We start from the raw sequence: 14259 nt of genomic DNA on the forward strand, positions 1-14259 counted from the left end.
GTGCAGCCTGCATGACCGCCGCCCCTCCCGCGACGCGGCAATCCCGATTAAAATAGTCGGAAATACCCTACCCAGGCACACGATATGTTTTCCCGACTTGGCAAACTGTTTGGCGGTACCGCCAGCGACACCCCACGGACAAGCAATATGGCACACAGCGACGCAGACATCCTGGCCGCCCTTGGCAGCCTGATCGACCCGGACACCGGCAAGCCCTACCGCAAGGGCCTGAGCCTGACCTGCAACGACAGCAGCCGGCTGGCGCTTAGCGTCACCCTGCCCTACCCGGCGCAAAGCCGTTTTGCCGAACTGCGCACGCTGTTTACCGACGCGCTGGCACCGTTTGCCGACGGCCGCCCGGTAGAAGTGACCGTCAGCAGCCAGATCACCAGCCACACCGCCCAGCGCGGCGTGCCGCTGCTGCCCGGCGTGAAAAACGTGATTGCGGTGTCGTCCGGCAAAGGCGGCGTCGGCAAATCCACCACTGCGGCCAACCTGGCACTGGCGCTGGCGGCCGAAGGTGCCCGTGTCGGCATTCTGGACGCCGATATCTACGGCCCGTCGCAACCGCTGATGATGGGCCTGCAAGGCCAGAAGCCCGAGCTAGTGGACGGCAAGCTGAAGCCGCTGCTGGGGCACGGCCTGCAAACCATGTCCATCGGCTACCTGGTAGACGACGACCAGGCCATGGTGTGGCGCGGCCCGATGGTAAGTCAGGCGCTGCAGCAGCTGCTGAACGACACGCTGTGGGACAACCTGGACTACCTGGTGATCGACATGCCGCCGGGCACCGGTGACGTGCAGCTGACGCTGTCGCAGAAGGTGCCGGTGACCGGCGCCATCGTGGTGACTACCCCGCAGGACATCGCGCTGATCGACGCCAAGAAAGGCCTGAAGATGTTCGAGAAGGTGGGCGTGCCCATCCTCGGCATCGTGGAAAACATGGCCATGCACGTATGCAGCCAGTGCGGCCACGAAGAGCACATCTTCGGCCACGGCGGCGCCGACAAGATGAGCGCCCAGTACGGCGTGGACGTGCTGGGCTCGCTGCCGCTGGACCTGGCCATCCGCCTGTCTACCGACGAAGGCAAACCCACCGTGGTGGCCGAGCCGGACGGCAAGCTGGCCGCCCGCTACCAGCAGATTGCCCGCCGCGTGGCGGTCAAAGTAGGCGAGAAAGCGCGCGACTTCTCCAGCAAAATGCCCAAGATCGTGGTGCAGAACAACTAGGACGCCCCATGATCGGCATGTTCGATTCCGGCCTTGGCGGCCTGTCGGTCTGGCGCCAGCTGCGCCACGCCCTGCCACAACAGGACGTGGTGTACCTGGCCGACCAGGGCTACTGCCCGTACGGTGAACGCAGCCAGGCGGAGATCATCGCCCGCGCCGAAGCCATCACCGCCTGGTTGCTGCAGCAAGGCGCCCAGCTGCTGCTGATTGCCTGCAATACCGCCACCAGTGCCGCCGCGCGCCATCTGCGCGAGCGCTACCCGCAGCTGCCCATCGTCGGCATGGAGCCGGCCATCAAGCCGGCGGTACTGGCCAGCCAGAGCGGCCGCGTCGGCGTGCTGGCCACCCACGCCACCTTGCAGGGCGACAAGTTCCGCCAACTGGTGGCGCAGTTTGCCGGCGACACGCTAGTAGTGCCGCAGGCCGGCAAGGGCTTTGTCGAGTTGGTGGAAAGTGGGGAACTGGACAGCGAGCGCAGCCGCGCCGTGGTGGGCCGCGCCCTCGCCCCGCTGCTGGAGCACGGCGTGGACCACGTGGTGCTGGGCTGTACCCACTACCCGTTTCTGGCACCGCTGATGCGCCAGCTGCTGCCGGCCCACATCGACCTGATCGACCCCACCGACGCGGTGATCCGCCAGACGCTGCGCCTGATGCAGCAGCACGGCATTGCCACCGAAGACAGCGATAACGCCCGCTACCGCTTTGTCAGCACCGGCCAGCCCCCTAGCATGGCGCACTTCCTGCAGCACACGCTGGGTACCAACGTCGGCGTCGAGTACATCGACCTGCCCGGCTGACCCCGCACCGCCTGCCCTGCCTTTCCAAACCCGGCCCGTGCCGGGTTTGTCGTTTCTACTCGCCACGCAGCCCTGGCAAGCACCATGTCATGCAATAAAACTGACCAAAATAAAACTAAGGTTTCGTCGCCCGCCTCCGATAAACCCATCATGGAGCAGCACACAGCAAGGCTGTATTAGCTGGAGGCCACACCAGGCAGGAGGAACAAGCGATGGGTAATCTGAGCTGGATCACCGCACTGCGGGAACAAGACACTTACCACCAAGCCACTGCCATGCTCAAAGCAATCGAAGAACATAAACAGGCTATCGCCCGGCTGGAAGACAGCTTGGCAACGCTGGGCGACATCGCCGATCTGGCAAGAGTAGATCGTATGGCTGCCCAGTTACGGGTACAAGAGCGCCTATCAAAAGCGACCTAGACCAGAGCGGTACAACCGCCACACCATAGCCTGATACCGCAAGGTGCCAAGCTAAACGGCCAACCCTGGCAACAGGGTTGGCCGCTCTCTTTTGTACTACCCCCGCTGCGCAGTCAGCGCGGGTAGCTCAGCAAGGCCAGATGCAGCACATTGAACCCCGTGTGCAGCAACAGCGGCCAGCACAGACGCTGCCCTGCCGCGTACACCAGCGCGTAGCCCAGGCCGGCCAGCGCCGCCACCAGCACCCACAGCCCGCCGCCGCCGGCGTGTACCAGGCCGAACAGCAGCGCCGACGCCAGGCAGCGCTGCCACAGCGGCCGCGCCGCCAGCGCCGCAAACACGCCCTGGCGAAACAACGCCTCTTCCGGCAGCGATACCAGCAACAGATTGGCCGCCAGCCACGGCAACCACCACGCCGGCCATTTCGGCTGCCACGCCAGCAGGCCATTGCCCAGCGCCAGCCACAGCGCCGCCAGCAGAGCCAGCCCCGCCGCGGCCCACAAGCGCTGACGCGCAACAGCAGTCCCCCACTGCGGCGCTGGCAGGCACAGCAGCAACCACAGGCCAGCCAGGCCTTTGTCCCAGTGCCAGTACACGGTGTACGGCTGGCTGGCGCCGGGCAACACGCCTTGCCACCACGCGTGCGACACAAAGCCGGGCCAGCGGTGCAGCGCCAACACCAGCATCAGCAGCACACCCAGCGCCCACAACACAGGCTGGCGCGGCCAACGTTGCAGCGCAGCGCCCAGCCCCGCCAGCACCGCGATGGCGGCCAGCGCCGGCAGCTGCAGCACGCCGGCCAGCAAGCCGGCCACACTGGCCGCCACCCCCAGCCCCATTGCCAGCCGTCGCCGGGTAAACAGTGCCGCCAACAAGGCCAACAGCAACAGCACGTAGGCGCCAAGCACGGAAAAATCGGGTAGCGTCATCGCATCGCCTATAGAAATCGACACAGGCCGGCAGTCTACGTGACGCCAGCCCGCGACAAAAGGCAGCGGCCAACCCCGTCGCCAGGGTTGGCCGCTATCAACAGCCTGCGCGCTTAGGCGGCAGCGGCAGCCAGCGCCTGGCTCACGTCGGCCAGAATGTCATCCACGTGCTCGATACCGATGGACAGGCGGATCAGCTCCGGCTTCACGCCGGCCTTCAGCTGTTCTTGCGGCGACAGCTGACGGTGGGTGGTGGACGCCGGGTGGCAGGCCAGGCTCTTGGCGTCGCCGATATTCACCAGACGGGTCACCAGCTGCAGCGCGTCGATGAAACGGCCACCCGCTTCAACCCCGCCCTTGATGCCGAACGACAGGATGCCCGACGCGCGGCCGCCCATGTATTTGTCCACCAGCGGGCGGCTGGGGTGGCCTTCCAGCGCGGCGTACTCCACCCATTCCACCGCCGGGTGCTGCTGCAGGAACTGGGCCACTTTCAGCGTGTTGTCGCAGATACGGTCCAGGCGCAACGCCAGCGTTTCGATACCCAACAGGATCTGGTGCGCGTTGAACGGCGAGATGGCGGCGCCCATATTGCGCAGCGGCACCACGCGGGCACGGGCGATGTAGGCGGCGGCGCCCAGCGCCTCGACGTAATTGACGCCGTGGTAGCTGACATCCGGCGTGTTCAGGCGTACAAAGCGTTCTTTGTGCTCGCCCCACGGGAATTTGCCGCTATCGACGATGATGCCGCCGATGCTGGTGCCGTGGCCGCCCAGGTATTTGGTGAGGCTGTGTACCACGATGTCGGCGCCGTGCTCGAACGGGCGGCACAGGTAAGGCGACGGTACGGTGTTGTCCACGATCAGCGGCAGGCCGTGCTTGTGCGCCTCGTCGGCAAAGGCACCAAAGTCCACCACATTGCCCAGCGGGTTGCCGATGGATTCGCAGAACACCGCCTTGGTGTTGGCGTCCACGTTGGCCGCAATGTCCTGCGGGCGCGCCGGGTCGATAAAGCGTACGGTAATGCCCAGCTGCGGGAAGGTGTGGGCAAACAGGTTATAGGTGCCGCCGTACAGCGTGCTGGTAGCGATGATGTTATCCCCGGCCTCGGCGATGGTCTGGATGGCGTAGCTGATGGCCGCCATGCCCGACGCTACCGCCAGCGCACCAATACCGCCTTCCAGCGCCGCCACGCGCTTTTCCAACACGTCGGTGGTGGGGTTCATAATGCGGGTGTAGATATTCCCCTGCACCTTCAGGTCGAACAGATCGGCACCATGCTGGGTGCTGTCGAAGGCGTAGCTAGTGGTCTGGTACAGCGGTACCGCTACCGCTTTGGTGGTCGGGTCGGGGCTATAGCCGCCGTGTACTGCGAGCGTTTCCAGTTTCATCTTTGTAGATCCCTAAGGCTTGTTATCGCCGGCCGCGCCATGGCAGGCCGCAAGCGCTACCTTATCGTCATGCGGCATGAAGATAAAGCAGGATTTCTGCAAAGCTTTGCCAGCAACTTGCCACTGCATCACCACCAAGTGCACTGCCACCGCCTATGCTGCAATAAAGCCATTCTGCGGGGACCCCATGCTGCAACCGATCTTGCCACTTGCCCGTACCATCAGCCGGCAGATGTTCTGGCTGCAAAGCTTGCTGCTGGTACTGTTGCTGAGCGCGATGGCTTTCCTGCATTACTACAGCGAAGGGCAGATGCAGCTATTGGCTGAGGAAAGCCGTCGCCATGCACGCGAGCAACAGCAACTGGCCGATGCCTTGTCACGGCTTGGCGATCTGCACAACCGCATGACTTTGCTGGTGGAAGAACAGGAAACCGGCCGGCTCTCGAACCAGGACGTCCACCGGCGCAAGCAAAGCCTGCAGCAGGCACTGCATCAGCTCACCCGAGACACGCTGGCGCTGGGCGAGCAAGGACGGCACAGCCAACAGCAGGCCGCCCAAGTGCGCGACATCCAGACAGACCTGATGCGCTACCAAAGCCACGCCAGCGCGCTATTGCAGCTGTTACCCAGCCAAGGCGAAGCGGCAGAAGAGCAGGCGCTGCGCATCAGCCAGCAGGTCACCAGTAGCATGGAAAAACTGCGCGGTCTGGGTCGTATACAGCGCGAGCTTGCCATTACCCGCTTTGAAGCCGGCCTGACCAGCACGCTGCGCACTGGTCACCAACTGCAAGGCTTGCTACTGGCTTTACTGCTGCTGGGTTTGCTGCTGATAGGCTGGCGCATGCACCGCATCGGTAGCCAGTTGCAGCAAACCGAAGCCTTGCTGCTGGCGTTGGGCGAAGGCCGCACTGATAGCACCATCCCGCCTGGCGACGCGCTATTCGGCCCGGTATTCGACGCGCTCAAGCGCTTTCGTCACTTGCTACAAAGCCAGCAACAACGGCTGGCGCTGGGCGAAGCCGAACAACAAAAACTGGAGCTGATGGTGGCCGAGCGCACCGCCCACCTGCAGCAGGCCAACCGCCAGCTGGAAGACGAAATCCGCCAACGGCAACAGGCAGAGAAGCGACGCCAGTTGTATGAACTGGTATTCGAGCACACCGAAGATGCAGTCATCATCACCACGCCAGACAGTCACATCGTGGCGGCCAACCCTGCCTACCAGCTGATGACCGGCCTGACTCCGGAACAGCTATGCGGCAAACGGCCGCCGATCGCCCGCTCTGGTCATCACGACCACCAGTTTTACCAGCAACTATGGCAGGAGCTGGCTATTGCCGGACGCTGGCAGGGCGAAATCGTCAATCGCCACGCCGACGGCAGCCTTGTTCATGCTTTGCTCACCATCAACGCTGCCAGCGAACCGGATGGCAGTGTCAGCCATTATGTGGGCATCCTCTCCGACATCACCCAGCTCAAGCTAGCCGAAAACCAGCTGCGACGGCTGGCCTACTACGACCCGCTAACCGCGCTGCCCAACCGTGTACTGCTGAAAGACCGCCTGACACACGAAATCGATATCGCGCGTGAAGAAAAGCGCAGTTTCGCCACGCTGCTGCTGGACTTGGACCGTTTCAAGTACGTCAACGACACCCTGGGCCACATGGCCGGTGACGAGCTGCTGATGGACGTGGCCGAGCGCCTGCGCGGTACCGTACGGCTGGAAGACACCGTGGCCAGGCTGTCGGGCGACGAGTTCTGCATCATCATCCGCGATTGCCACCCTGGTCAGGTCGCGCGCATTGCCAAGGCCATTATCGAAGTACTGAACCTGCCGTTCCGGCTGAAAGCACGCGACGCCGAAGTAGGCGCCAGCATCGGCATAGCCATGTTCCCCAGCGACGGCGAGAGCAGCGAACACCTGATGAAAAATGCCGACGCCGCCATGTACCAGGCCAAGGCACTGGGCCGCAACCGCTACTGCTTCTTCGAACCCGCTATCGAAACACGGCTGCGCAGCGAGATGGAGCTGTTTACCTCGCTGCGCCAGGCCATCGAGAACGAACAATTCCAGCTGCACTACCAGCCGGTGGTGCCACTATCAGACACCCTGGGAGGCTACGGCGAAGCCTTGTTACGCTGGCCCGGCGGCGGCAGCCAGGCCTCGCCCGGCCTGTTCATCCCGTTTGCCGAGCAGCATGGGCTGATCGAAGACATCGGTCGCTTTGTATTGCACGCCGCCTGCCGCTTTGTAGCGCGCAGCATAGAACACGGCCAGCCGCAAAGCGTCAGCATCAATTTGTCGGCACGGCAGTTGGCGATGAGCGACCTGCCCGACCAGCTGACACAGGCAGTAACCGAACACGGCATCCCCGCTGCTGCCATCGAACTGGAGCTGACCGAATCGTCGCTGATCCAGAATCTGGCGGCCATCTCGCACACCCTCACCCGCTTGCGCCAGGCCGGCTTCCGCCTGGCCATCGACGACTTCGGTGCCGGCTACTCATCGCTCAACTATCTGGTGGAGCTACCGGTGGACAAGGTGAAGATCGACCAGCGTTTCATCTGGAGCCTGTTCAACAGCCCGCGCAACCAGGCGGTGGTGAAGGCCATTCTGTCGCTGGCACGCAGCATCGGCATCCAGACCGTGGCCGAGGGGGTGGAAACCGCGGAGCAGCTGGCTTTCCTGCAAGCCCATGGCTGCCACTACGTGCAGGGCTACTATCTGGCGCGGCCGATGAGCGAACAGGACTATCTGGTGTTCCAGGCACTGGCACAAAACAAAAGCCCCGCCTAGGCGGGGCTTGCTGGAAACAAGGCGTACTCAGTCAGCGTCGGGCTCCGGGTTGGCCGCCGGCGGCGGTGCCACGACCAGTACCTTGTCAACGCGGGTACGGTCCATGTCTACCACCTCGAAACTAAAGCCGTTCCACACTACCTTGTCAGCAGCACTGGGCACCCGGCCCAGCATGAACATCACGAAGCCGCCCAGGGTCTGGAAGTTGCCAGACTCTTCGCCCTCGATGCTTTCCAGCTCGAAGTGATCCTTGAAGTCTTCCAGCGACATCATGCCGTCCACCAGCCAACTGCCATCTTCACGCTGCACAATCTCGTCATCACCGTCACCGGCATCGGTCGGCAGGTCGCCCACGATAGCTTCCATCACGTCGTTGATGGTGACCAGGCCTTCGATTTCGCCATACTCGTCCACCACCAGCGCGGTGTGGTTACGGGTACGCTTGAACTGCTCCAGCAGTTGCATCGGGCTGATGGCTTCCGGCACGTACAGCGGCGGGCGCACCGACTCGGTGAGTTTGACGGATTTATCTTCCAGCAAGCGGTGCAGCAGATCTTTGGCCTGCACGATGCCCAGTACGTTCTCGAAACCGCCCTTCACCACCGGGTAACGGGTGAACACACTGCCACGCACGATCTTCAGGTTGTCCTCCAGCGGGTCGTCCACGTCCAGCGCAATGATGTCCTTGCGCGGCGTCATGATGGAGACCACCTTTTTCTCGTCCAGGCTGAAGATGTTCTCCACCAGCTCCTGTTCGGCGCGATCAAAAATGCCCTCGTCGGCACCCTGCTCCATCAGTACCTTGATTTCCTCTTCGGTGATGGACGGGTCATTGTTTTTGCGCACGCCCAGCACACGCAGCACCGCTTCGGTAGACAGGCTCAGCATACGCACCATCGGCGATGTAGCGCGTGCCAGCAGCAGCATCGGGCGCGCCAGGATGGAAGCCAGCAGTTCCGGGTTCTGCATGCCGATACGCTTGGGGACCAACTCGCCGATGATGAGCGAAAAATAGGTAATCAACACAACAGTGACGATCAGCGCGATCGGACGGGCTGCGTCGACCAGCAGCGGATAGGTTTCCAGATATAGTTGCAGGCGATCAGCAATGGCGGCCTCACCGAAAGCACCGGACAAAATGCCGATCAGCGTAATGCCGATCTGGATGGTAGACAGGAAGCGGGTAGGTTCTTCGGCCAGTTTGAGAGCGGCGGCCGCACCGCGGTTGCCTTCGTCGGCCCACTGCTGCAGGCGCACCTTACGCGAGGAAACGATAGCGATTTCGGTCATGGCAAATATGCCATTCAGCAGAAAAAGGACAACCAATATGAGCACGTCCATTGGACAGGATACACCCCAAGTAATAAAGATTTCGCCATTCTACATGGCCATAAGGATTTCGCCACTGTTGTCATTAGCAACACTCATGCCATGAGGATGCCGCATTGCAACTGGCAGCAGCAGCCAGAATAGCTATAAATAGTGTGACGGCCTGTGTTGGCTGCTTACCTGGATATCATCATGCAACAGTTTTCCCTGCGCCTGCACCTTAGCCTGATGGTAGGCATTGCCATCCTGTTCTGTATGGCGCTGGGAGCTACCGGCTTGCTGGGCTCGCGCACCATCGCCGGTGAAGTGGGCATGCTGCTCAATAGCCAGAAAATGATACGTCAGCAAACCGAGGCCGACATGATGCACGACGCAGTACGCTCCGATGTGCTATCCGCGCTGTATCGCGACAAGATCGGCGAACAAGACAAACTGGCCGCCATCAACCAGGACCTGGCAGAGCATGCCAAGCATTTTCGCGAACTGATGGCCGACAACGCCAGTCGTGCCGACAGCCCCGAACTGCAACAGCTGTATCAGCAAGTGATGCCACAAGTAGAACGCTATCTGGGTTCGGCCGGCGTGATTGTCGGTGGCATCGCCAGCCAGCCAGACAAAGCGCTGGCTACCTTGCCGGCCTTCGAGCAAGACTTTGAAGCACTGGAAAGCGGCATGGAGCGCGTCACCAATGCCATCGAGCAATCGTCGCAATCGGCCCAGCAAACGGTGGATAGCGACATCAGCCGGCAGTCGCTGATCAGCGGTGTGCTGGCGCTGATTGCAGCCCTGGTACTGATTGCTTACGCAGCGCTGTTAAGCAGGTTGCTGGTACGCCCGCTACGCCAGCTGACGCATACCGCGAACCAGATCATCAAAACCGGCAATCTCAGCCTGCGTGTAGACGACAAGGCCGGGCTGGAGCTGGCGCAGTCCATCCGTGCCTTCAACGCCATGCTGGCTTCTCAACAAAAACTGGTGGCCAAGCTGCAGGAGGTGGCCGGGGCTCTGGAACACACCAGCGGTAGCATCGCCGGCCTCACCGGCCGTGTCCGTAGCGATGCCGAAACACAAAGCAGCTCGGCCGAGCAGATTAGCGCCGCCATCAAGCAGATGAGTCATAGCGTGGCCACCGTCAGCGAAGGCACGCATACCGCGCTGGCCAGCACCCGGACTGCCGGCGAGCAGGCACGCAGCAGTGGCCAGACGGTGGCGCAGGCAACCGGCGCCATTGTGGCGGCGACCCAGGCCGTGCAGCACGTATCGGGCGTCATCCATTCGCTGGAAAGCAGCGCCATGCAGATCAGCAAGGTGGTAGAGGCGATCAGCGGCATTGCAGAGCAGACCAACCTGCTGGCGCTGAACGCGGCTATCGAGGCCGCCCGCGCGGGCGAAAGCGGCCGTGGTTTTGCCGTGGTCGCCGACGAGGTGCGCAACCTGGCGGTACGTACCAGTACCGCCACCGCCGAAATCCAGACCATGGTGTCCGGCATCCAGGCCTCGGCACAACACGCCGTTAGCGCCATGGAAGACGGTATCCGCCAGGTGGTGCAAGGTTCCGAGCAAGCACAGATGGCCGGCAGCGCCATCGAACTGATCGAAGACCGCACCCGTGCCAGCGTCACCACCATGGACCAGATCCACCGCGAGCTGCAGGAGCAAGCCAGCGCCAGCCACAACATTGCCGGCAACGCCGACCAGGTATCGGCCATGGCGCGCCATACGCTGGACAGCGCCCGCGAGGTGGAAACCGAAACCCGCCGCCTGCAACAACTGGCGCAGAACCTGAACCAGACGCTGGCTGCGTTCAACGGCTAGCCACCTCCCCCAGCCCCATGAGAAAACCCCGCCGGCTTGCGCTAGCGGGGTTTTGCTTTGCCTGCGGCCAACCTGGCGGGTTGGCCGCATAGGCAGGGCTTACTCGTAGTTGTCGATGGACGGGCAGCTGCACACCAGGTTGCGGTCGCCGTATACGTCGTCGATACGGTTCACGCTCGGCCAGAACTTGTTGTCCAGCACGTACGGCAGCGGGAAGAATGCCTGCTCGCGGCTGTACGGACGGGTCCACTCGCCGGCAATGTCAGCCTTGCTGTGCGGTGCATTGCACAGCGGGTTGTTGTCCTTCGGCCACACGCCGTTCTGTACCGCGTCGATTTCCTGGCGGATGGACACCATGGCGGCGATGAAGCGGTCCAGCTCGGCCTTGGACTCGGACTCGGTCGGCTCGATCATCAGCGTGCCGGCTACCGGGAAGCTCATGGTCGGCGCGTGGAAGCCGAAGTCCATCAGGCGCTTGGCCACGTCCACTTCGGTGACGCCGGAAGCGGCTTTCAGCGGGCGCAGGTCGATGATGCACTCGTGCGCCACACGGCCGTTCTTGCCGGTGTACAGCACCGGGTAGTGGGCCGCCAGCTTGTCCTTCAGGTAGTTGGCGTTCAGCAGGGCCAGTTCGGTGGCGCGCTTCATGCCTTCGGCACCCATCATGCGGATGTACATATAGGAGATCGGCAGGATGGACGCCGAACCGAACGGCGCAGCGGATACTGCGCTCTGGCCGGCCACGGCACCCGGTACTTCGGCCACCACGTGGTTGGCCATGAACGGCGCCAGGTGCGCTTTCATGCCGATGGGGCCCATGCCCGGGCCGCCGCCACCGTGCGGAATGCAGAAGGTTTTGTGCAGGTTCATGTGCAGCACGTCGGCGCCGATGTCGGCCGGACGGGTCAGGCCCACCTGCGCGTTCATGTTGGCACCGTCCATGTACACCTGGCCGCCGTTGGCGTGGATCAGTTCGCAGATTTCCTTGATGGATTCTTCGAACACGCCGTGGGTGGACGGGTAGGTAATCATCAGCGCGCCTAGGTTGGCCGCATGCTGTTCGGCCTTGGCCTGCATGTCGGCCATGTCCACGTTGCCGTTGTCGTCGGTTTTCACCACCACCACCTGCATGCCCAGCATCTGTGCGGTAGCCGGGTTGGTACCGTGTGCCGATTGCGGGATCAAGCAGATGGTGCGGTGCGCGTCGCCACGGCTGGCGTGGTAGCGACGGATGGCCAGCAGGCCGGCGTATTCGCCTTGTGCGCCGGAGTTCGGCTGCATCGAGATAGCGTCAAAGCCGGTGATGGCCATCAGCTGCTGCTGCAGGCCTTCGATCATTTCCAGGTAGCCGGCAGCCTGTTCGCGCGGGGCGAACGGGTGCATGTTGGCAAACTCGGGCCAGGTCACCGGGATCATTTCGCTGGTGGCGTTCAGCTTCATGGTGCAACTGCCCAGGCTGATCATGCTGTGGTTCATCGCCAGGTCGCGGTTTTCCAGCTTCTTCAGGTAGCGCAGCATTTCGTGCTCGCTGTGGTGCTGGTTGAACACCGGGTGGCTGAGGATGGCCGATTCGCGCTTCAGGCTGGCCGGAATGGCGTCGGCAGCCGCTGCGTCCAGCGCGGCGATGTCGGCAGCCTTGCCGGTGAACACTTCGATCAGCTTGGCCAGGTCGGCTTCGGTGGCGGCTTCGTGGAAGGCCACGCCAAGCACGCCATTGCCGGCGTCACGCACGTTGATGCCGGCAGCCAGCGCGGCGGCGTACACGTTGGCCGCATGGGCACCCAACTCTACCTGTACGGTGTCGTAGAACTGCTCGAACTTCAGCTTGCCGCCCGCCGCTTTCACCGCGTGGGCGAAAATGGCCGCCAGGCGATGGATGCGCTGCGCAATGCGCTTTACGCCCGCCGGGCCGTGGTACACGGCGTACATGCCGGCCATATTGGCCAGCAGTACCTGGCTGGTACAAATGTTGGAGTTGGCTTTTTCGCGGCGGATGTGCTGCTCGCGGGTCTGCAGCGCCATGCGCAGCGCAGTCTTGCCTTTGGCATCCACCGATACGCCGATGATGCGGCCCGGGGCCGAGCGTTTCATGTCGTCGCGGAAGGCAAAGTAGGCAGCGTGCGGGCCACCGAAGCCCATCGGTACGCCAAAGCGCTGGGTGTTACCCACCGCCACGTCGGCGCCCATTTCGGCCGGCGATTTCAGCGCCACCAGCGCCATCACGTCGGCAGCCACGATGGCGACGCCACCCTTGGCTTTGACGGCAGCGATGTACGGGGTCAGGTCCAGCAGGTCGCCGGCTTCGCCCGGGTACTGGAACAGCGCACCGAAGTAATCACCGTTGCCGGCTTCTTCCGGATGGCCCAGCACCAGCTCGAAACCGAAGTATTCGGCGCGGGTCTTCAGCACGTCCAGCGTTTGCGGCAGCACGCGGCTGTCCACAAAAAACTGGTCTGCTTTGACTTTGGATACGCGACGCGCCAGCGCCATAGCTTCAGCGGCGGCGGTGGCTTCGTCCAGCAGCGAGGCGTTGGCGATGTCCAGACCGGTGAGGTCGATCACCATTTGCTGATAGTTCAGCAGCGCTTCCAGGCGGCCCTGGGCGATTTCAGCCTGGTACGGGGTGTAGGCGGTGTACCAGCCCGGGTTTTCCAGCACGTTGCGCAGGATGACACCGGGGGTGATCACCGGGTAGTAACCCAGGCCGATGAACGATTTGTTTACCACGTTCTTGCTGGCCACGGCCTTCAGGTCGGCCAGCGCGTCCACTTCACGCTGCGCAGCCGGCAGGTCGAGGGCGCGGTTGAAACGGATACCGGCCGGCACGGTTTGTGCCACCAGGTCTTCCAGCGAGCTGGCGCCGATCTCGGCCAGCATCTGCTGTTGTTCGGTATCGCACGGGCCGATGTGGCGGGCGATGAATTCTTGGTGATGGAAGAGTTGCGAGAGAGACATGTCTGCGATTCCGTCTAATCGATTAGCCACGAACGGCTTACTGCTTGGCCACGAAAACCACAAAAGACACAAAATGATCCGGGCAAGGTCATGGCTTGCCTAGTACACGTCAACAATGGAAGCGTTCGTGTTGTTTCGTGGGTTTCGTGGCAAAAATTCGCGGCAAAAAAAAGCCCCGCCATCTTGCGATGGCAGGGCCGTTTCATCAGGCGCCGATTTCGGCTGCGTAGGCAGCGGCGTCCAGCAGGCCGTCCAGATCAGCGGCGTTGGCCGGCTTGATCTTGAAGAACCAGCCCGCGGCGTACGGCTCGCTGTTGGCCAGCTCCGGGTTGGCTTCCAGCTCGGCGTTCACTTCCAGGATTTCGCCTGCGATCGGGGCGTATACGTCGGAAGCGGCTTTTACCGACTCCACCACGCCGGCTTGCTCTTCGGCAGCCAGGTTGGCGCCCACGGCCGGCAGCTCGACGAACACGATGTCGCCCAGCAGCTCTTGCGCGTGTTCGGTAATGCCGACGGTTACGGAACCGTCAGCTTCCAGACGCAGCCATTCGTGGCTGGATACGTATTTCAGGTCGGCAGGAATGTTGCTCATCG

Annotated in this window: 10 protein-coding genes; 5 read left to right on the plus strand and 5 right to left on the minus strand. The window is 62.7% G+C overall.

Features of this window, described 5'->3' with window-relative positions:
* Window positions 1-84: 84 nt before the first annotated feature.
* The 3 genes from apbC to ACK4FZ_RS09150 all read left to right on the plus strand — a co-directional run bounded on the left by apbC (window position 85) and on the right by ACK4FZ_RS09150 (window position 2449).
* Window positions 85-1230 carry an iron-sulfur cluster carrier protein ApbC gene (gene apbC, locus ACK4FZ_RS09140; protein ID WP_409820070.1) on the plus strand — a complete coding sequence of 382 codons (1146 nt, stop codon included), beginning with the start codon at window positions 85-87 and terminating at the stop codon, window positions 1228-1230.
* Between the two features lie 8 nt (window positions 1231-1238).
* Entirely contained in the window at window positions 1239-2027 is a 789-nt protein-coding gene (gene murI / locus ACK4FZ_RS09145; RefSeq protein WP_409820073.1) for a glutamate racemase, read from the plus strand.
* Window positions 2028-2239: 212 nt separating this feature from the next.
* Window positions 2240-2449, plus strand: coding sequence for a hypothetical protein (locus ACK4FZ_RS09150; RefSeq protein ID WP_409820076.1), 210 nt, complete (start codon window positions 2240-2242; stop codon window positions 2447-2449).
* Between the two features lie 113 nt (window positions 2450-2562).
* On the opposite strand, the gene ACK4FZ_RS09155 is transcribed toward ACK4FZ_RS09150, so the two are convergent.
* Window positions 2563-3378 carry a CPBP family intramembrane glutamic endopeptidase gene (locus ACK4FZ_RS09155; RefSeq protein WP_409820078.1) on the minus strand — a complete coding sequence of 272 codons (816 nt, stop codon included), beginning with the start codon at window positions 3376-3378 and terminating at the stop codon, window positions 2563-2565.
* A 113-nt stretch (window positions 3379-3491) separates the two neighbouring features.
* Complete coding sequence (locus ACK4FZ_RS09160; protein WP_409820080.1) at window positions 3492-4769, minus strand: O-acetylhomoserine aminocarboxypropyltransferase/cysteine synthase family protein; 1278 nt, start codon at window positions 4767-4769, stop codon at window positions 3492-3494.
* Window positions 4770-4956: 187 nt separating this feature from the next.
* On the opposite strand from ACK4FZ_RS09160, the gene ACK4FZ_RS09165 reads away from it, so the two are divergent.
* Window positions 4957-7566 carry an EAL domain-containing protein gene (locus ACK4FZ_RS09165; protein ID WP_409820083.1) on the plus strand — a complete coding sequence of 870 codons (2610 nt, stop codon included), beginning with the start codon at window positions 4957-4959 and terminating at the stop codon, window positions 7564-7566.
* A 27-nt stretch (window positions 7567-7593) separates the two neighbouring features.
* Here ACK4FZ_RS09165 and ACK4FZ_RS09170 read toward each other — a convergent pair whose 3' ends face one another.
* Window positions 7594-8907, minus strand: a complete 1314-nt coding sequence (locus ACK4FZ_RS09170) for a hemolysin family protein (RefSeq protein ID WP_409820086.1) — start codon at window positions 8905-8907, stop codon at window positions 7594-7596.
* Window positions 8908-9087: 180 nt separating this feature from the next.
* Here ACK4FZ_RS09170 and ACK4FZ_RS09175 point away from each other — a divergent pair, with 180 nt between their 5' ends.
* On the plus strand, window positions 9088-10710 hold the full coding sequence (locus ACK4FZ_RS09175; RefSeq protein ID WP_409820088.1) for a methyl-accepting chemotaxis protein: 1623 nt from the start codon (window positions 9088-9090) through the stop codon (window positions 10708-10710).
* Between the two features lie 99 nt (window positions 10711-10809).
* Here ACK4FZ_RS09175 and gcvP read toward each other — a convergent pair whose 3' ends face one another.
* On the minus strand, window positions 10810-13665 hold the full coding sequence (gene gcvP / locus ACK4FZ_RS09180) for an aminomethyl-transferring glycine dehydrogenase (RefSeq protein ID WP_409820091.1): 2856 nt from the start codon (window positions 13663-13665) through the stop codon (window positions 10810-10812).
* A gap of 205 nt (window positions 13666-13870) precedes the next feature.
* Window positions 13871-14257: a glycine cleavage system protein GcvH gene (gene gcvH, locus ACK4FZ_RS09185; protein WP_144371846.1), complete on the minus strand. Its 387-nt coding sequence runs from the start codon at window positions 14255-14257 to the stop codon at window positions 13871-13873.
* Window positions 14258-14259 lie beyond the last annotated feature (2 nt).

It is taken from the genome of Vogesella sp. (assembly GCF_046297735.1).
GTDB lineage: Bacteria > Pseudomonadota > Gammaproteobacteria > Burkholderiales > Chromobacteriaceae > Vogesella > Vogesella urethralis.

What these genes read in the sequence shown, in the direction of transcription:
- ACK4FZ_RS09155 (WP_409820078.1), bottom strand. Translation starts at nt 3,378, where the DNA reads ATGACGCTACCCGATTTTTCCGTGCTTGGCGCCTACGTGCTGTTGCTG.
- ACK4FZ_RS09165 (WP_409820083.1), top strand. Translation starts at nt 4,957, where the DNA reads ATGCTGCAACCGATCTTGCCACTTGCCCGTACCATCAGCCGGCAGATG.
- apbC (WP_409820070.1), top strand. Translation starts at nt 85, where the DNA reads ATGTTTTCCCGACTTGGCAAACTGTTTGGCGGTACCGCCAGCGACACC.
- ACK4FZ_RS09150 (WP_409820076.1), top strand. Translation starts at nt 2,240, where the DNA reads ATGGGTAATCTGAGCTGGATCACCGCACTGCGGGAACAAGACACTTAC.
- gcvH (WP_144371846.1), bottom strand. Translation starts at nt 14,257, where the DNA reads ATGAGCAACATTCCTGCCGACCTGAAATACGTATCCAGCCACGAATGG.
- ACK4FZ_RS09175 (WP_409820088.1), top strand. Translation starts at nt 9,088, where the DNA reads ATGCAACAGTTTTCCCTGCGCCTGCACCTTAGCCTGATGGTAGGCATT.
- murI (WP_409820073.1), top strand. Translation starts at nt 1,239, where the DNA reads ATGATCGGCATGTTCGATTCCGGCCTTGGCGGCCTGTCGGTCTGGCGC.
- ACK4FZ_RS09160 (WP_409820080.1), bottom strand. Translation starts at nt 4,769, where the DNA reads ATGAAACTGGAAACGCTCGCAGTACACGGCGGCTATAGCCCCGACCCG.
- ACK4FZ_RS09170 (WP_409820086.1), bottom strand. Translation starts at nt 8,907, where the DNA reads ATGGACGTGCTCATATTGGTTGTCCTTTTTCTGCTGAATGGCATATTT.
- gcvP (WP_409820091.1), bottom strand. Translation starts at nt 13,665, where the DNA reads ATGTCTCTCTCGCAACTCTTCCATCACCAAGAATTCATCGCCCGCCAC.